Genomic DNA, 17,291 nt, shown 5'->3' on the forward strand with positions numbered 1-17,291 from the left:
CGGACACCCGTCGCGTGAGATCGATCTAGAGATGTCCGATCAAGTCAAGCAGCCCGCTTCACGCGGCGCCCTCTCGCAGTTACTCATGGGCAGGATCCGCGCGAAGCTGGCCGCAGGCGTCACGCACCTGACCACCGGCAGCGGCCCCACACTCGACTACTCATCGCCGCCGGGAGACCCCGGGCTCTTCGGCCCCGACTCCGTGTGCTGGAATGTCCACGCCGACTTCACATCGATGATGACGGGCGGCGTCAGCGCACTGCTGCTCCAGGCATTGCACCCGCTGGCGCTCGCCGGCGTATGGGACCATTCGACATTTCGCACCGATATTCTTGGGCGCCTGCGCCGAACCGCAACGTTCATCGCCGGCACCACGTATGGCAACCGGCACGATGCGCTAGCGCTGATCGAGCGCGTGAAGCGTATTCACCTCGACGTCACAGGTGTTGGACCCGATGGCCAGCCTTATCGCGCAAGCGACCCGGCCTTGCTGACGTGGGTGCACGTGGCCGAGGTATCGAGTTTCATGACTGCGCACTTACGGTACGTGAACCCGTTGCTGCCCGTTGCCGCGCAGGATCAGTACTTCGCGGAAACCGGGCGCATCGCCGAGATGCTCGGTGCGTCCGCTATTCCGCGCTCACGCGCCGAGATTGACGCTTATCTGCTCGCCATGCAGTCTGAACTGGTGGCCAGCGAGCGCACTCAGCAAGTCGTGAGGATTCTCATGAACGCGCCGGCACCCACTGCGGCGATGCGGCCCGCACGGCTGCTGATGTTGAATGCGGGTGTGGATCTGCTGCCCGACTGGGCGCAAGGGATGCTCGGCTTCGGCCGCTTTGCCGGCGTTCGCCGCGCGATCGCGAGGCCAGGCGTAAAGCTGGTCGCGCCGGTGATCCGCTGGGCCCTGGTGAACGGAGTATCGAAGCGGGCACGCCGCCGTGTTGCCGCCGCGCGCGAATCGACGTGAGTCACGCGAAATAGCACTGCGAAATGCGCGGGACAAGGCGTGCCCGGCACAAACCCATTCCACGCAAGCGGAAGCCGAGCCGCTTAACGCCCCGCTTCCGGCTCTCTCTTCTTGAAGCTATCGTCTTCGCTCGGCGCGTCGAGATGCGACACGTCTGCCCACGAGACGATCGTCGCCGTACGGGCGTCGTGGGCGAAATCCACCACGTTGACGCTCGTGTTCAGCAACGCGTAATCGCGCGGCGCATCGAGCGACAAACGGGCCGCAAAACGGCGCACACAATCGAGCACACCGCCGTGCGCGACGACAGCGACCCGTCCGCCCGGATGCGCAGCGACGATCGGCTCGACCGCATGCAGCACGCGGTGGTAAAACGCGCGCTGCGATTCGCCTTCAGGCGGCGCGAAACCCGGATCGCGGGTTTGCCAGTGCGCATATTCATCCGGGAAACGGACGGCGATCTCGTCGCTGTCATGCCCCTGAAACGCGCCGTATGAGCGCTCGCGCAAACCCTCACTCAGTTGCAAAGGCAGCCCGAGCGCGTCGCCGATCGGCTGCGCGGTTTGCTGGGCGCGAAGCAGATCGCTTGAATAGATCGCGTCGAGCCGCGCGCCCTCTTTCACCTCATTCGCGATGCGGCTTGCAAGGCTTTGCGCCTGCGCGAAGCCGGTCGTTGCAAGCGGAATGTCGATGTGGCCTTGAATGCGCTTGATGCGGTTCCAGTCGGTTTCGCCGTGGCGGATGAACAGAATCTGCGTTGTCATGGGATGAGCGTGGGCGCCAGTAGCCGGTTATGCCGAGCCGCTATTGTCGCAAAAAGCGGCTGGATGAGTCGATGCGTACCGCCGCGGACACGACGCGGCGGCAGTTGAAACGGCAGTTGAAATTCAGGCGTTGGTCTGCAACCAGAACGTGACCGGCCCGTCATTGACGAGCGACACCTGCATATCGGCGCCGAACTCGCCTGTCTCGACAATCGGATGCTTTGTACGCGCGGCCGAGACGAAGTAATCGAACAGCCGCTTGCCCTCATCGGGCGGGGCGGCAGGCGTGAAGCTGGGACGCAAGCCGCTGTTGGTGTCGGCGGCCAAGGTGAATTGCGAAACCAGCAGCAAACCGCCTGCGCGCCCCGCGCCGTCGAGATTCTGCACGGAAAGATTCATCTTGCCGGCCGCGTCGCTGAAGACGCGGTAGCCGAGCACCTTGGCGAGCAGCCGGTCAGCGGCGCCTTCGGTGTCGCCGCGTTCGGCGCACACGAGCGCGAGCAGGCCCGCCTCGATCGCGCCGGTGACGCGGTCACCCACGCGCACTTCCGCGCGCCGCACGCGCTGGATCAGCGCGATCATCGGCGCGACTCCGGATGCAACACCTGAGTCGACATTACGTTGGTGCTGAGCATCAAGCCTTCAACGTGACACGCGCAAAGCGGCGCTTGCCGACCTGCACGACGTACTCGCCGGCTTCGACCTTCAGGCCCTTGTCGGACACTGTCGTGCCGTCGATCTTCACGCCGCCCTGCTCGATGTTGCGCAGCGCCTCACTGGTGGACGGCACGAGGTTCGCCTGCTTGAGCAACTGGCCGATTGCGAGCGGGGCGCCCGCGAGCGTTACCGCCGGGATATCGTCCGGCACGCCGCCCTTCGCGCGATGATTGAAGTCTTCGAGCGCGCGCTCGGCATCGGCTTGCGAGTGGAAGCGCGCGACGATTTCCTGGCCAAGCATCACCTTGAAATCGCGCGGGTTGCGGCCTGCTTCGATCTCTTTCTGGAAACCGGCGATCTCGTCCATCGGACGGAACGACAGCAATTCGAAATAACGCCACATCATCACGTCGGAGATGCTCATCAGCTTGCCGAACATGTCCGTCGGCTTTTCGCTGATGCCGATGTAGTTGTTCTTCGACTTTGACATCTTCTCGACGCCATCCAGGCCTTCGAGCAGCGGCATGGTCAGGATGCACTGCTGCTCCTGACCGTATTGCTTCTGCAGTTCGCGACCCACCAGCAGGTTGAATTTCTGGTCCGTGCCGCCGAGTTCGAGATCGGCATTCAGCGCGACCGAGTCGTAGCCTTGCATCAACGGGTACAGGAATTCGTGGATCGAGATCGGCACGCCGCCCTGGAACCGCTTGGTGAAATCTTCGCGCTCGAGAATACGCGCCACCGTGTAGCGCGATGCAAGCTTGATCATGCCGTCGGCGCCGAGCGGCATCGACCATTCGCTGTTGTAGCGGATTTCGGTCTTGTCGCGGTCGAGCACGAGCGCGGCCTGCTCGAAGTACGTCTTCGCGTTCGATTCGATCTGCTCGCGCGTAAGCGGCGGGCGCGTGGCGTTACGGCCAGACGGATCGCCAATCAGCGACGTGAAGTCGCCGATCAGGAAAATCACCGTGTGACCGAGGTCCTGCAACTGGCGCATCTTGTTCAGCACGACCGTATGGCCGATGTGGATGTCAGGCGCGGTCGGATCGAGACCGAGCTTGATGCGCAGCGGCTTGCCGGTAGCTTGGCTCTTCGCGAGCTTTTGCGCGAATTCGTCTTCGATCAGCAATTCGTCGACACCACGTTTGGTGACGGCGAGCGCGTGACGGACTTCGTCGGTGATCGGGAAGGCGGGGCTGGGCTTGGTGGACTCGGTGCTCATGCTGGAAACGTGAAGTCGCAAAAAAAGGAGATTGTCCCATAGATGCGCGCCGCCGCGCCCATCGACACAGGCTCACGCGAGCTTAAGTGGCGCTCAGGGACCTTTAGTGGTCACAAGCGGCCGCAAGGGGGCGCCTGCAGATCCTTCGGCATGGGGTTTCCGCGCACCGGGGCGCGCCGCTGGCATTGCGGTGCTTTATATTCGGGCGCGCTTGCGTCGATAATCTGCTACAACGGATCGCAACGAACCCTCGAGAGGAGCAGCAACGTGGCGCAAGACCCCGCAGATGGCGTCTACTTCGGACTGATGTCCGGCACGAGCATGGACGGCGTGGACGGCGTGGCCGTCAGATTCGCCGAAGGCAAACCGCCGCAAGTGCTGGCCGAGGCGTTCGTCGGCTTCGCAGCAGGCTTGCGCGAGGCCTTGTTCGCGCTGCAACAACCGGGCGACAACGAGATCGAACGCGAAGCGCTAGCCGCCAATGCGCTCGCCACGCGCTACACGGTGTGCTGCCACGAATTGCTCCAGAGCAGCCGCGTGGCAGCCGCGGAAGTCCGCGCAATCGGCGTCCACGGTCAGACGGTGCGGCATCGGCCGGAAAAGGGTTACACGCGGCAGATCAACAACCCGGCGCTGCTCGCGGAAATGATGCACATCGACGTCGTCGCGGATTTTCGTAGCCGCGATGTCGCGGCCGGCGGTCAGGGCGCGCCGCTTGTGCCGGCGTTTCACGCTACCGTATTCGGCGCGAAAGACGAAACGCGGGTGGTCTGCAATCTTGGCGGCATCAGCAATATCACGATCCTGAACGCGACCGGCAGCGTGCGCGGCTTCGACTGCGGTCCGGCAAACGCGCTGCTCGACGAGTGGGCGCAGCGCCATCTCGGCAAGCCTTTTGACGAGAACGGCCACTTCGCGGCCGGCGGCCAGGTGGATCGTCCGCTACTGAACGCGTTGCTAGACGAGCCCTTCTTCTCGCAACAGCCACCGAAAAGCACGGGCCGCGACCTGTTCAACGCCGAATGGCTCGATGCGAAACTCCAGCCGTTCGCCGCAGTTGCCCCTGCGGATGTTCAAGCGACGCTGGTTGCGCTGACCGCAGTGACGGTTGCTCGTGAGATCGAACGGCATGCATCGGATGCCAAGGCGGTGTATGTGTGTGGCGGCGGTGCGCGCAATCCGGAGATTCTGAAAGCGCTGCAACAGGCGCTGGAGGACAGCGGCGTCAGTGGCGTGCCGGTGATGACAACCGACGCGCTCGGCGTACCGCCGAGCCAGGTTGAGCCGCTGGCGTTCGCATGGCTGGCCATGCGCTGCATGGCGCGGCTGCCGGGCAATTTGCCGGCGGTCACCGGCGCCGCTGCCGAGCGCGTGCTGGGGGCGATCTACCCGCGCTAATCGAACCGCATGGGTTTAGCGCAAGCAATAAAAAACGGGGCCGAAGCCCCGTTTCCTTTACAACCTTTACCAGAACGGTTTGCCATCAAACCGAGAACGACGAGCCGCAACCACACGTGGTGGTTGCGTTCGGATTCTTGATGACGAACTGCGCGCCGTTGATGTCGTCCTTGTAGTCGATCTCCGCGCCGACCAGATACTGGTAGCTCATCGAATCGATCAGCAGCTGGACGCCGCTCTTGTTCATGACGGTGTCGTCTTCGTTGACGGCTTCGTCAAACGTAAAACCGTATTGAAAGCCCGAGCAGCCGCCGCCCTGCACGAAAACGCGCAGTTTGAGGTCCGCATTGCCTTCTTCTTCGATCAGTTGCTTGACCTTGTCAGCCGCTGCGTCGGTAAAAACGAAGGGGGCGGGCATCTCGGTCACGGGTGTATCGGTGACTGCGTTCATTCGAACTCTCCAAAAAGCTTCTAACCGCTATTGTAGGGCTGATCTCGATATCGTGCCGAAGCCCACAAAATCAATGGGTTCTTACGGGAAATTCAGTGGACGGCGCCGAGGCCGCAGCCAGCCTGCCTGAGCGGATCAAATTGCCCCTCGGCAATAAAATCGTTACCGCGACGCGAGGCCACAAACCCATAAAAAAAGCCGCCTTCGCGAAAGCGTTGGCGGCTTTTGCAGCGTTCCAGCCCGAAAGCCGGATCGCACACGAAGCGATTAACGCTTCGAGAATTGCTTCCTGCGACGTGCCTTGTGGAAACCGACCTTCTTACGTTCCACTTCACGAGCATCACGCGTCACGAAGCCAGCCTTCGACAGTTCCGGCTTCAGCGTTGCGTCGTAGTCCATCAGCGCGCGGGTGATGCCGTGGCGAACCGCACCGGCTTGACCCGTTTCACCGCCACCCGTCACGTTGACTTTGATGTCGAACGTAACGCCGTGGTTCGTGAGTTCCAGCGGCTGACGCACGATCATCAGCGACGTTTCGCGCGAAAAGTAATCGGCGATAGGCTTGCCGTTCACAACGATATCGCCCTTGCCAGCCTTGATGAAGACGCGTGCGACGGCGCTCTTGCGGCGGCCCGTGCCGTAATTCCAGTTACCGATCATGTGGGCTCCCCTTAGATCTCGAGCGCTTTCGGCTGTTGTGCCGAATGCGGATGCGTTGCTTCAGCGTAGACCTTCAGCTTCTTGATCATCGCGTAGCCGAGCGGGCCCTTCGGCAGCATGCCCTTGACCGCTTTCTCGAGCGCACGGCCCGGGAAGCGTTCTTGCATCTTGCCGAACGTCGTTTCATAGATACCGCCCGGGTAACCCGAGTGACGGTAGTACTTCTTGTCAGTAGCCTTGTTGCCCGTGACGCGCAACTTGCCGGCGTTGATAACGATGATGAAATCACCGGTGTCGACGTGCGGAGTGAATTCAGGCTTGTGCTTGCCGCGAAGACGGTGTGCCACTTCGCTGGCGACACGCCCGAGAACCTTATCCGTCGCGTCAATCACGTACCATTCACGCGTAACCTCATGGGCTTTTGCGGAAAACGTCTTCATGATCGATCCAAAAAAATTGCTGCGCCCAATGTATTTTTTCCTGCTTGTAGTGTGCGCATCGAGGCGCGTGCAGGCTCTCCCTGGTTCTTCCTCCGCGGGCGCGAATGCGGAAAAGCCCTGAATTATAAAGGAATTTGTCACGCCTAGTCAAAACTTGCGACGCGTGCGGCGAGAAATCGTTCGATTTCTCAACCGGCAAGGGTCATTTGACCGTCTGGTTAGCCCTGAACACGACATCGAAGAGGGCCAAGTCGCAGGCGAAAAAAAACCCGAACTAGTGGTTCGGGTTTAATCCACCAAAGGAGGAGGTGGAGGAGACAGCGGAGGTTGCAGAACTGCTGCAACCGATGGGATCGATTATATGAGGTGGCCTTGTGCGACGCAAGAACATTTGCATTGCGAAATTCAATTTCATAATGCGGCAAATAACCGCGCGCCGTAGAATTCGAATAATTCTCTTTAAAATCAACCGTTAATGCACTTTTGAGCCCCTGCCAAAGCAGACATCAGCTAGAGTAAAACCCCTAAACCCGTCAGGGCATTCCCGAATCAGCGGAACATGCCGCACCGCAACATGCAAACCGTCATCGCGCATAAGTTCCGGCGAAAAGTCACACCGGGCGGACACGCAAACGCCGGGCTACAATGCCGTTTCGATATAAGCGCAGCGCGGTGGAGCACAGCATGGAATGCAAAGTTAGCTGGATGGGACAGGACGGAATGGCATTTGCGGCCGAGACCGGCAGCGGCCATCTGGTCACGATGGACGGCGCGCCGGAAGGCGGCGGCCGCAATCTTTCGCCGCGTCCAATGGAAATGGTTCTGCTCGGCACGGGTGGTTGCACCGCCTATGACGTGGTGATGATCCTGAAGAAAAGCCGCCAGGAAATCGCCGCCTGCTCAGTCACGCTGAAGGCCGAGCGCGCCAGCGAAGATCCGAAAGTGTTCACCAAAATCCACTTTCATTTCACCGTGACGGGCAAGAATCTGAACCCGGCTACCGTGGAACGCGCGATCAATCTGTCGCATGACAAATACTGCTCGGCGTCGATCATGATCGCGAAGACCGCTGAGCTCACGCACTCGTTCGATATCGTCGCGGCTTGAGTAGGGTGCTTCGGCACAGGTCGCCGCGTATTTAAGCAAACCAGAGCGGCAAAATAAAAATGCCGGCGTCCGCAAGGACGCCGGCATTTTTTGTTGGGTGGCAAAGCAAGCCGATAAGCCGGATTCTGTGCACGCACCACGTCCGAAAACGCGCGCGCGTAGCAGTCATTCCTCTAGGCGCGCCATTACTGACGCGCTCAAGCTTCCTACCCGCAGACGTGACGGGGGCCCCGTCCTGCACCTCGAAGATGCTAGCCTGCCTACTTGGAATTGCTCCGGGTGGAGGTTACCGTGCCGGTCTGCCTTGCAGCAGCCGCGGTGCGCTCTTACCGCACCGTTTCACCCTTACCTGATCCCGACTTGCGCCGGGCCATCGGCGGTTTGCTTTCTGTTGCCCTGTTCCGCGTGTCACCACGGATGGCCGTTAGCCATCACCCTGCCCTATGGAGTCCGGACTTTCCTCGCCCTCTTTGGCCGAAACCGCGGAGGCCGCGACTGCCTGGCCTGCTTTGCTGGGGCGCATTTTACCATCTGCAGGAAGGGGGAGCCGCGTCGGGGGGAGAAATAGCCGAATGGCGGCTGGCCCTAGCGCGTACGGCGGCCTGCTCGAAACACCGAGACATCCTCGTAAAACGCCGGCACTTCGTTCTCAGGCCACCACCCTGGAATGCCAAGCACAGGGAGCGGCGCGAACATACGGCTCGTCAATGCCTCCGTGCCGAGCAGCGTTGCGCTCACCGCCTCGTCGAGCCAGGCATCGCGCGCCGCGGCGTCCCATCCGAAATACCCGGAAGGCACGTCGACAATCCACGCGTGCCCTGTGCACGCCTTGAATGGCGCGACCAGCTTTTCCAGCAGCGCATGACCAAAGCAGCGCACTTCGCAGCGCCTCCCCCAGGCGTCACGATGAGCGACCAGCAACGTCTGCCAGTCAAATCCGCGCAACGCGGTGCTCAACATTGGATCGGCACAGGCGAACAGCAACGCGTTTTCGTCGAACAAGGTCAGCGTATCGCGCATGCCGCCGCGAGTCGGGCCGACGCCTAACGCGTCGATCGCCGCCGACTGCCGCGCGTTCAGTGCCGCCTTGATACGGGGAAACGCAAACCACATCGACCCGTTGAAGAAGTCATGCAGGTTATGGCGCGTCGGCACGCAGCCCGTCGACGCGATGTGTGCCTCATAAGCCGCGCCCGGCGGTAGATCGTCTTGCGCAATGAACGCGAGGCGCTGACCGCGCCCCGTGACCTGCCGCATCTCGCCGGCATCGGCGTTCATTTCCGCGAGCAAGGCGGCGTAGCTCGTCAGCGCACGCTGCTGCCAGCGCTCGCCGCGCGCCGCGAACTGCGCGAACCACGGCTTCGACCAGTCAATCCCGGCGAAACCGAAGTCCACGCGCGCCGCCTCTTGCCCGGGCATCTAAAGCAGCCTCAGACGAGGCGCCACCCAATCGACTCACCGCCACGCAGCGGCACAACAGGTGTGTCACCCACCGGCAATTCAGCCGGCAGCGTCCATTCTTCGCGACGCAGCGTGACCTTCTCCGCGCTGCGCGGCAGACCATAGAAGTCCGCACCGAAGAAGCTGGCGAAGCCCTCAAGTTTATCCAGCGCACCGGCTTTGTCGAATGCTTCCGTATAGAGTTCGAGCGCATGCAGCGCCGTGTAGCAACCCGCGCAGCCGCATGCGTGCTCTTTCAAACCCTTCGGATGCGGCGCGCTATCGGTGCCGAGGAAGAAGCGTGGATTGCCCGAGGTCGCCGCCTCGACCAGCGCCACGCGATGCGTCTCGCGCTTCAACACCGGCAGGCAGTAGTAATGCGGGCGAATACCGCCCTGGAAGATCGCGTTGCGGTTGTACAGCAGATGGTGCGCGGTAATGGTCGCACCGAGCAGCCCCGGCGCCACGCCGGCTTCGCGGATGTAGTCGACGGCATCTTTCGTGGTGATGTGCTCGAACACCACCTTCAGCGCCGGAAACGCGCGGCGCAGCGGCGTCATCACACGGTCGATGAACACTTTCTCGCGATCGAACAGGTCGATCGACGAATCCGTCACTTCGCCGTGTACCAACAGCGGCATACCGGTTTCCTGCATCACTTCGAGCGTTTTGGCGCATTTCATGATGTCGGTGACGCCTGCGTCCGAGTTGGTCGTCGCGCCCGCGGGGTAAAGCTTCACGCCATGCACGAAACCGCTTTCGCGCGCGCGGCGGATTTCGTCGGGCGGCGTGTTGTCGGTCAGGTATAGCGTCATCAGCGGTTCGAACTTCGCGCCGGCCGGAATCGCGGCGACGATGCGCTCGCGATACGCCTCAGCCATCGCGGTCGTGGTGACCGGCGGCTTCAGGTTAGGCATGATGATCGCGCGGCCGAACTGGCGCGCGGTGTCCGGCAGGACGGCCGCGAGCATCTCGCCGTCGCGAACGTGCAGGTGCCAGTCGTCGGGGCGGGCGAGCGTAACGGTGTCGATGGAATCGGGAGAGGCGTTGGAAGCGGTCATGGCGAGAGGGGAACGAGATTCTGCGGGAAAAGTCCGATCGACGCGAGCATACGACGGCAATTCGTACCGTTGCGGCCTGAACACACGTCAATTTTGCTATTTGGCGCTTCTGGCTCGGTGATATGCTTGGAAAATCATCATTGTAACGGCTCGCCCCGTTCCCAGGCTTACCCGCAACATGTGCCAACTTCTCGGAATGAACTGCGCCGCGCCGACGGACGTCACGTTCTCGTTCACCGGCTTTGCGGCGCGCGGCGGCGTCACCGATCACCACGCGGACGGTTGGGGCATCGCCTTCTTCGAAGACAAAGCGTGCCGCCTGTTCATCGATCATCAGTCATCGGCTACCTCGCCGATCGCCGAGATGGTCAAGCGCTACCCGATTAAATCGAAGAACACGATCGCGCATATTCGCAAGGCAACGCAAGGGCACATCCTGCTCGAGAACTGCCACCCGTTCATGCGCGAACTGTGGGGACGTCACTGGATCTTCGCGCACAACGGCGACCTGAAGGATTATTCGCCGGCGCTCAACGGCGTATATCAGCCAGTCGGCACGACTGATAGCGAGCTCGCGTTCTGCGCGCTGCTGCAAGGTTTGCGCAAAGCTTTTCCGGGTTGCCAGCCGCCGCTGGAAGAACTGTTCGAGGCACTCGAAACGCTTACGCGCGAGATCACGCAATTCGGCGTGTTCAATTTCCTGATGTCGAACGGCCAGGCGCTGTTCGCCCATTGCTCGACGCATCTGCATTTCATCGTGCGGCGCTGGCCCTTCTCGACCGCTCACCTGGTCGATGCGGACGTGTCGATCGATTTCGCCAAATACACGACGCCGGAAGATCGCGTCGCCGTGATCGCGACCAAGCCGCTCACCGATAACGAAGTGTGGACCGCCTTCCAGCCAGGCGACCTGATGATGTTCCAGCATGGCGACGTGATCGGCCACGTCAACGTGCCGGTGCCGTCTTCGGTGCTGGAGAAGCTGCGCAATCCGGCGTTGGACGCATCGGCTTCGGCAACTACGATTGCGGCTTCGGTCGACGCGGTGGCCACGGCCGACCCCGAGGTCGACCTCGAAGCCGCGGACGACACCGCCGCTTTCGAATCCTGATCCGCGCGCTCGCCAACGTCAAAAACAAAAAGCCGCTTCATCCAACGAAGCGGCTTTTTTCTACAAGGGCCACGCCACATAAGCAGCGTGCCCCGACCAAAACCTCAGTGCAGAATCTTCGCGAGGAAATCCTTCGCACGATCCGACTTCGGATTCGCGAAGAAGTCTTCCTTGCGGTCGTCTTCCACGATCAAGCCCTTGTCCATGAAGATCACGCGGTGCGCGACCTTCTTGGCAAAGCCCATTTCGTGCGTGACGCACATCATGGTCATGCCTTCCTGCGCAAGTTCGACCATCACGTCGAGCACTTCATTGATCATTTCCGGATCGAGCGCGGACGTCGGTTCGTCGAACAGCATCGCGATCGGGTCCATCGACAGCGCGCGCGCAATCGCCACACGCTGCTGCTGACCGCCCGACAACTGCCCCGGGAATTTGTCCGCATGCGCACGCAGACCGACGCGGTCGAGCAGCTTGTAGCCCTTGGTGGTGGCTTCGTCTTTCGAGCGGCCGAGCACCTTGATCTGCGCGAGCGTCAGGTTCTGCACGATCGACAGATGCGGGAACAGCTCGAAGTGCTGGAACACCATGCCGACCTTCGCACGCAACTTGGACAAGTTGGTTTTCTTGTCCGTCAGCGATTGGCCGTTGATGACGATCTCGCCCTTCTGGAACGGCTCGAGGCCGTTGACGGTTTTGATCAGCGTGGACTTGCCCGAGCCCGACGGCCCGCACACCACCACCACTTCACCCTTTTTGACTTCCGTCGTGCAGTCGGTCAGCACTTGAAACTGACCGTACCACTTCGAAACATTCTTGATAGAGATCATCTTGCGACCTTTTTCTGAAGACCTTTGACGAGGCTCGACGCGATCACGCAGATCACGAAATAACACGCGCCCGCGAACAGTACCATTTCGACATTCGTACCGTCACGGTCGCCAATATTCGTGGCGGTGCGGAAGAAGTCGGCGAGGCTGATCACGTAGACGAGCGACGTATCCTGAAACAGCACGATACCTTGCGTAAGCAGCAGCGGCACCATCGCGCGGAACGCCTGCGGCAGCACGATGAGGCGCATGGCCTGCGGGTAACTCATGCCGAGCGCAAACGCGGCATTGACCTGCCCGCGTGGCACCGCCTGAATACCGGCGCGGATGATTTCCGAATAGTACGCTGCCTCGAACAACGAGAAAGCGACCATCGCCGAAGCGAGCCGGATGTCGATATCCGGCGACAAGCCCAGCACGTTCTGCAGCACCTGCGGCACGATCAGGAAGAACCACAGCAGCACCATCACCAGCGGGATCGAACGGAAGATCGTGACATAAGCCTTCGCGAACCATGCCAAGGGCTTGATTGGCGAGAGCCGCATCATGGCGAGAATCGTGCCCCAGATGATGCCGAACACGATCGCGATCAGCGTGATCTTGATCGTGACGATCGCGCCGGTCCACAGCGTAGGCAGTGCGCCCGGAATACCACTCCAGTCGAAATGATGCATCACTTACCTCCGATATAGCCGGGCAACCGGGTCCTGGCTTCGACCCAGCGCATCAGTTGCATCACGACCAGATTGATCAGCATGTACGCGAGCGTGACCGCGATGAACGACTCATACGTCTGCGACGTGTAGTCGACCAATTGGCGCGCCTGAGCGGACAGATCCAGCAGACCGATGGTCGACGCGACCGCCGAGTTCTTGAAGATGTTCAGGAACTCGGACGTGAGCGGCGGCACGATGATCCGATACGCAACCGGCAGCAGCACATAGCGATACGTCTGCCACTGCGTGAAACCCATTGCCAGACCCGCGGCGCGCTGGCCGCGCGGCAACGCGTTGATGCCCGAGCGCACCTGCTCGCACACGCGCGCGGCGGTGAACAGCCCGAGACAGATGATCGATGACGAGAAGAACTGCGCGCCTGGCGGCAGTTGCTTGAACCAGTTGCCGATCGACGGCGGCAGCAACTCTGGTATCACCAGATACCAGATGAAGAACTGCACGATCAGCGGGATGTTGCGGAAAATCGCAACGTAGAGCGTGCCGATGCCCGACGCCCATTTATTCGGCAGCGTGCGCAGCACACCGAAAAACGAGCCGACGATCAGCGCGATCACCCATGCCGCCAGCGACACGGTAATCGTCACCCAGAAGCCGGACATCAGCCAGCCCAGATAGGTGGTCGGCTCGCCGGTGGAGACCGGACTCAGCAGAATGCCCCAGTTCCAGTGATATGACATGACCAAGACTCCAGCAAAAAGAAACGGAAGAAGCGCGTAGCCCCTTCCGTTTCGTTCAGCGTTTCAAAAAAACAGCTACGGTTTAATCGATAGCCTTGTCATTCGGGCTCTTGAAGAGCGCCTTGATGTCGTCGCTTTCCGGGAAGTTCAGGTTGAGGCCCTTCGGCGGAATCGGCGATTCGAACCACTTCTTGTAGATCTGATCGGCCTCGCCCGAGGTTTCGACCTTCGCGATCGCGTCGTCGACCACCTTCTTGAATTCTGGATCGTTCTTGCGAATCATGCAGCCGTACGCTTCATGCGATTGCGGCGCGCCGACGATCACGAAGTCGCCCGGATTGTTCGACTTGGCGCGCTCGCCTGCCAGCAGGGCGTCGTCCATCATGAACGCGGCAGCGCGGCCGGTGGAGAGCGTCAGGAACGACTCGCCATGGTCCTTCGCGCTGATGATGTTCATGCCCATGCTCTTGTCCTGGTTCATCTTGCGAAGCAGGCGCTCAGAGGTGGTGCCGGCCGTCGTGACGACGGTCTTGCCCTTCAGGTCCGGGAAGTCCTTGATGCCCGAGTCTTTCTTGGTCATCAGACGCGTGCCGATCACGAAGATCGTGTTCGAGAACGCAGCCTGTTGCTGACGCTCGGCGTTGTTGGTAGTGGAGCCGCATTCCATATCGACGGTGCCGTTCTGCACCAGCGGAATACGGTTTTGCGACGTGACCGGCGTGAGCTTGACCTTCAGGTTAGGCATGTTCAGCTTTACCTTGACCGCCTCCACCACCTTCAGCGCGAATTCCTGCGAATAACCGATGACGTTCTGTTTGTCGTCGTAATACGAAAACGGGATCGACGATTCGCGATGACCCAGCGAGATGACGCCCGTGTCCTTGATCTTTTTCAGCGTACCAGCGTCTTGCGCATGCGCGCCAACCGTAAACAGTCCGAGAGTCGCGAGCAGCAGCGCAGCTTTTTTAACCTTCATGTGTGATCTCCTTGGCAAGAACCGGCGCCAGTTTAGCAAAGTAATTATTCTGAAAGTATCGCTATAAACCATGTTTGTTGCGTGTTTCCCCAATCCCCCCAGTCCTCAAAGGGACTTCCTTCGGGGCGGGAGACTTCCTCCGGAGCGCGCGCCGCCATGGGATTACGGCGCCTTAGCCATTGATCCAAACGCCGCGCGCCAGGCGAAAGCCCCTTTGGGGCAGATACGCAAAGGCGGGCGGCATCGATCCGATGCCGCCCGCCGGGTCAAACACGCGGTCTTGTGAACCGCGTTGAAGCAAGGATTGGCAGCGGTCCGCGAATTGGCGGACCCACTGTTTCAGACCGGACAATCAGGGGTACAGGCCACGCAATTCGCGCGCTTCCAGAATCCGCTTACACGCGACGATAAACGCCGCGGTCCGCACGGACACCTTCTGCTCGCTCGACACTTGCCACACTGCGGCAAATGCCTCGCGCATCACGCGCTCGAGGCGCTGGTTGATCTCGTCTTCGGTCCAGAAGAAGCTCGAGAAGTCCTGCACCCACTCGAAGTACGACACCGTCACGCCGCCGGCATTCGCCACCACGTCCGGGATCACGAGGATGCCGCGGTCGTGCAGAATGTCGTCCGCTGCCGTGGTGGTCGGGCCGTTGGCGCCTTCCACGACGATCTTCGTCTTGATCTTTCCCGCGTTCTTTTCGGTGATCTGGTTTTCCAGCGCAGCCGGAATCAGGATGTCGGATTCGACGCTCCAGAATTCCTCATTCGTCACCGCGTCGGCTTCCGGGAAACCGCCCACGCCGCCCGTCTTCGCGACGTGCTCGAGCAATGCGCGCGCATCGATACCGGTCGACTTGTACAGCGAACCGGTGTGATCCTGCACCGCGACCACCTTGGCACCCGCTTCCTGGAACAGACGCGCAGCAATGCCGCCCACGTTACCGAAGCCCTGCACGGCGATCCGCGCGCCTTCGATGTCGAAGCCGATGCGGCGTGCCGCTTCGCTACCGACCACGAACACGCCACGGCCCGTCGCTTCCCGGCGGCCCAGCGAACCGCCGAGCGTGATCGGCTTGCCGGTCACGACGCCCGTGGCCGTTTGGCCCTGGTTCATCGAGTACGTGTCCATCATCCACGCCATGATCTGCTCGTTCGTGTTCACGTCCGGCGCGGGGATGTCGGTGTTCGGTCCGATGATGATGCCGATTTCACTCGTGTAGCGGCGCGTCATGCGCTCCAGCTCGCCACGCGACAAGGTGCGCGGATCGACACGAATACCGCCCTTCGCGCCGCCGTATGGCACATTCACAGCCGCGTTCTTCACCGACATCCACGCCGACAGCGCCATCACTTCCGACAGCGTCACATCCTGGTGATAACGCACACCGCCCTTGCCCGGACCACGCGACACATTGTGCTGCACGCGATAGCCTTCGAAGTGCGCAACCGTGCCGTTATCGAGTTCGATAGGCACGTCGACGATCAGAATGCGCTTCGGGCGCTTCAGGGTTTCGAGCCAGCGGGACAGCGAGCCGAGGTACGGCGCGACGCGATCGACCTGACGCAGGTAGTTGCCCCACGGGCCGAGGTCTTCGCTATTGAGGTAGGAGGGAACCGACTGCAACGATGATGCGGATTGTGCGACTTGCTGCTGTGAAGACATGAACGCTCCGGCGTTGATCGAATAGCGTCATTGTCGAAAAACGCGCTTTTGAAATCCAATGCCGTTTCCTTATCCCATTATGTTTTTTTCGCATAACCATCGAGAAGCTGCAAATTCATGTCGTAGGTAGACAGATTTCAGGCAGCGCTCGCGCCTTGCTGCGCCAGTTCCTCCGACACCACGTCCCAAAGTTGCCGCACAAGGATCTGCCGCGCATCGTCGCTCTTCGCCGCGAGCTTGTCGCGATACAGGCGAATCTCCATCGTCAAGGTGAGCTGTCCTTCGGGCGTGCCGCGCATGGCTCGGTCGAGGCGGATCAGCTTGCCGTCGGCGACCGCGTCTTCCACCGCGCTGTGCGGCAGGAACGCGATGCCGTGGCCGGCCAGCGCCATCGCCTTGAGCCCCTCGGCCATGTCGGTTTCGTACAGCCGGTCGAGGTAGAGGCGCTCCGGTGCATTGGCCAGGATCACTTCGGTCATGCGACCCAGATATGCGTTCGGCGTGTACGTGAGATATGGCGCCGGTGCCTCGGCACTGCCCGGCAGGGTGTGACGCGGACGCCCGGCGCGGCCCGGCGCCGAGAACGGACTGATCGGCTCGTTGCCTAGTGTGAGCATGTCGTAGCGCGCCGGATCGAGCGCGACCGGATGGCTCGGATGGTGATAGCCCATCATCAGATCGCAGCCGCCTTCCACCAGCGCCAACGCCGCGTCGTGCACGTTCAACGCCCGCAGCCGGGTATGGATCGGGCCCATCTGCGCCTCGATGCGTTGCAGCCAGCGCGGAAAATACGTCAGCGACAGCGTGTGCGGCACCGCGAACTCGATGGTCGCTTGCGGCGTCGCCGTGTGCCCGCGCAGCAGCGCGCGCGCCTCGTGGAACTGCGACAGCATCGCGAGCGCCTGCTCGTAGAACACCTGGCCTGCCGCCGTCAGCCGCGTCGGGTAAACCGAACGGTCGATCAGTTCCGTGCCGAGCCACGCTTCCAGCGCCTGAATCCGCCGCGAAAACGCCGGCTGCGTGACGTGACGCAATTCGGCCGAGCGGCTGAAACTACGCGTTTCCGCGAGCGAAACGAAGTCTTCGAGCCATTTCAGTTCCATGCGAAAGCCTGCTGCCGGCGG

The 17,291-nt window shown here is 61.3% G+C and carries 18 protein-coding genes and 1 other RNA gene; 4 read left to right on the forward strand and 15 right to left on the reverse strand.

What is annotated here, in order from left to right; all coding sequences use genetic code 11:
* Positions 1-31 precede the first annotated feature (31 nt).
* A complete protein-coding gene (locus PQR53_RS21250; protein WP_408457959.1) occupies positions 32-970 on the forward strand; it encodes an oxygenase MpaB family protein in 939 nt (312 codons plus the stop codon).
* An 83-nt stretch (positions 971-1,053) separates the two neighbouring features.
* On the opposite strand, the gene PQR53_RS21255 is transcribed toward PQR53_RS21250, so the two are convergent.
* From PQR53_RS21255 to tyrS, 3 genes are all read right to left on the reverse strand, one after another.
* A complete protein-coding gene (locus PQR53_RS21255; protein WP_408457961.1) occupies positions 1,054-1,734 on the reverse strand; it encodes a histidine phosphatase family protein in 681 nt (226 codons plus the stop codon).
* A 123-nt stretch (positions 1,735-1,857) separates the two neighbouring features.
* Positions 1,858-2,316: a D-aminoacyl-tRNA deacylase gene (dtd, locus tag PQR53_RS21260; RefSeq protein WP_323046750.1), complete on the reverse strand. Its 459-nt coding sequence runs from the start codon at positions 2,314-2,316 to the stop codon at positions 1,858-1,860.
* Positions 2,317-2,368: 52 nt separating this feature from the next.
* Positions 2,369-3,613, reverse strand: coding sequence for a tyrosine--tRNA ligase (gene tyrS, locus PQR53_RS21265; protein WP_408457965.1), 1,245 nt, complete (start codon positions 3,611-3,613; stop codon positions 2,369-2,371).
* A 267-nt stretch (positions 3,614-3,880) separates the two neighbouring features.
* On the opposite strand from tyrS, the gene PQR53_RS21270 reads away from it, so the two are divergent.
* On the forward strand, positions 3,881-5,011 hold the full coding sequence (locus tag PQR53_RS21270; RefSeq protein ID WP_408457968.1) for an anhydro-N-acetylmuramic acid kinase: 1,131 nt from the start codon (positions 3,881-3,883) through the stop codon (positions 5,009-5,011).
* Between the two features lie 85 nt (positions 5,012-5,096).
* On the opposite strand, the gene erpA is transcribed toward PQR53_RS21270, so the two are convergent.
* The 3 genes from erpA to rplM form a co-directional block, all read right to left on the reverse strand.
* The gene (gene erpA / locus PQR53_RS21275; protein WP_007180424.1) at positions 5,097-5,462 is read right to left on the reverse strand and encodes an iron-sulfur cluster insertion protein ErpA; all 366 of its coding nucleotides are present in this window, start codon (positions 5,460-5,462) and stop codon (positions 5,097-5,099) included.
* Positions 5,463-5,729: 267 nt separating this feature from the next.
* A complete protein-coding gene (gene rpsI / locus PQR53_RS21280) occupies positions 5,730-6,122 on the reverse strand; it encodes a 30S ribosomal protein S9 (protein ID WP_011489810.1) in 393 nt (130 codons plus the stop codon).
* 11 nt (positions 6,123-6,133) lie between these two features.
* Positions 6,134-6,562 (reverse strand): 50S ribosomal protein L13, encoded by a 429-nt coding sequence (rplM, locus tag PQR53_RS21285; RefSeq protein ID WP_007180422.1) that lies wholly within the window; start codon positions 6,560-6,562, stop codon positions 6,134-6,136.
* 684 nt (positions 6,563-7,246) lie between these two features.
* Between rplM and PQR53_RS21290 the strand changes: the two genes are divergently transcribed.
* Complete coding sequence (locus PQR53_RS21290) at positions 7,247-7,669, forward strand: OsmC family protein (protein ID WP_408457971.1); 423 nt, start codon at positions 7,247-7,249, stop codon at positions 7,667-7,669.
* Between the two features lie 98 nt (positions 7,670-7,767).
* On the opposite strand, the gene rnpB is transcribed toward PQR53_RS21290, so the two are convergent.
* From rnpB to pyrC, 3 genes are all read right to left on the reverse strand, one after another.
* Positions 7,768-8,180: RNase P RNA component class A (rnpB, locus tag PQR53_RS21295), an RNA gene on the reverse strand.
* Positions 8,181-8,254: 74 nt separating this feature from the next.
* Positions 8,255-9,088, reverse strand: coding sequence for a DUF3025 domain-containing protein (locus PQR53_RS21300; RefSeq protein ID WP_408457973.1), 834 nt, complete (start codon positions 9,086-9,088; stop codon positions 8,255-8,257).
* Between the two features lie 11 nt (positions 9,089-9,099).
* Positions 9,100-10,170, reverse strand: a complete 1,071-nt coding sequence (pyrC, locus tag PQR53_RS21305) for a dihydroorotase (RefSeq protein WP_408457976.1) — start codon at positions 10,168-10,170, stop codon at positions 9,100-9,102.
* A 178-nt stretch (positions 10,171-10,348) separates the two neighbouring features.
* Here pyrC and PQR53_RS21310 point away from each other — a divergent pair, with 178 nt between their 5' ends.
* On the forward strand, positions 10,349-11,281 hold the full coding sequence (locus PQR53_RS21310) for a class II glutamine amidotransferase (RefSeq protein ID WP_408457978.1): 933 nt from the start codon (positions 10,349-10,351) through the stop codon (positions 11,279-11,281).
* A 104-nt stretch (positions 11,282-11,385) separates the two neighbouring features.
* Here PQR53_RS21310 and PQR53_RS21315 read toward each other — a convergent pair whose 3' ends face one another.
* The 6 genes from PQR53_RS21315 to PQR53_RS21340 form a co-directional block, all read right to left on the reverse strand.
* Positions 11,386-12,111: an amino acid ABC transporter ATP-binding protein gene (locus PQR53_RS21315; RefSeq protein WP_074282222.1), complete on the reverse strand. Its 726-nt coding sequence runs from the start codon at positions 12,109-12,111 to the stop codon at positions 11,386-11,388.
* The gene (gene gltK, locus PQR53_RS21320) at positions 12,108-12,785 is read right to left on the reverse strand and encodes a glutamate/aspartate ABC transporter permease GltK (RefSeq protein ID WP_408457981.1); all 678 of its coding nucleotides are present in this window, start codon (positions 12,783-12,785) and stop codon (positions 12,108-12,110) included. The genes PQR53_RS21315 and gltK overlap by 4 nt, the downstream gene beginning before the upstream one ends.
* The gene (locus tag PQR53_RS21325) at positions 12,785-13,525 is read right to left on the reverse strand and encodes an amino acid ABC transporter permease (RefSeq protein WP_408457983.1); all 741 of its coding nucleotides are present in this window, start codon (positions 13,523-13,525) and stop codon (positions 12,785-12,787) included. Before PQR53_RS21325 ends, gltK begins: the two co-directional genes overlap by 1 nt.
* Before the next feature lie 82 nt (positions 13,526-13,607).
* On the reverse strand, positions 13,608-14,501 hold the full coding sequence (locus PQR53_RS21330; RefSeq protein ID WP_408457985.1) for a glutamate/aspartate ABC transporter substrate-binding protein: 894 nt from the start codon (positions 14,499-14,501) through the stop codon (positions 13,608-13,610).
* Positions 14,502-14,853: 352 nt separating this feature from the next.
* On the reverse strand, positions 14,854-16,167 hold the full coding sequence (locus tag PQR53_RS21335; RefSeq protein ID WP_408457987.1) for a Glu/Leu/Phe/Val family dehydrogenase: 1,314 nt from the start codon (positions 16,165-16,167) through the stop codon (positions 14,854-14,856).
* Positions 16,168-16,304: 137 nt separating this feature from the next.
* On the reverse strand, positions 16,305-17,270 hold the full coding sequence (locus PQR53_RS21340; RefSeq protein WP_408457988.1) for a LysR family transcriptional regulator: 966 nt from the start codon (positions 17,268-17,270) through the stop codon (positions 16,305-16,307).
* Positions 17,271-17,291: the final 21 nt, after the last annotated feature.

The organism is Paraburkholderia fungorum, assembly GCF_046027605.1.
In the GTDB taxonomy this organism is placed as follows: domain Bacteria; phylum Pseudomonadota; class Gammaproteobacteria; order Burkholderiales; family Burkholderiaceae; genus Paraburkholderia; species Paraburkholderia fungorum_F.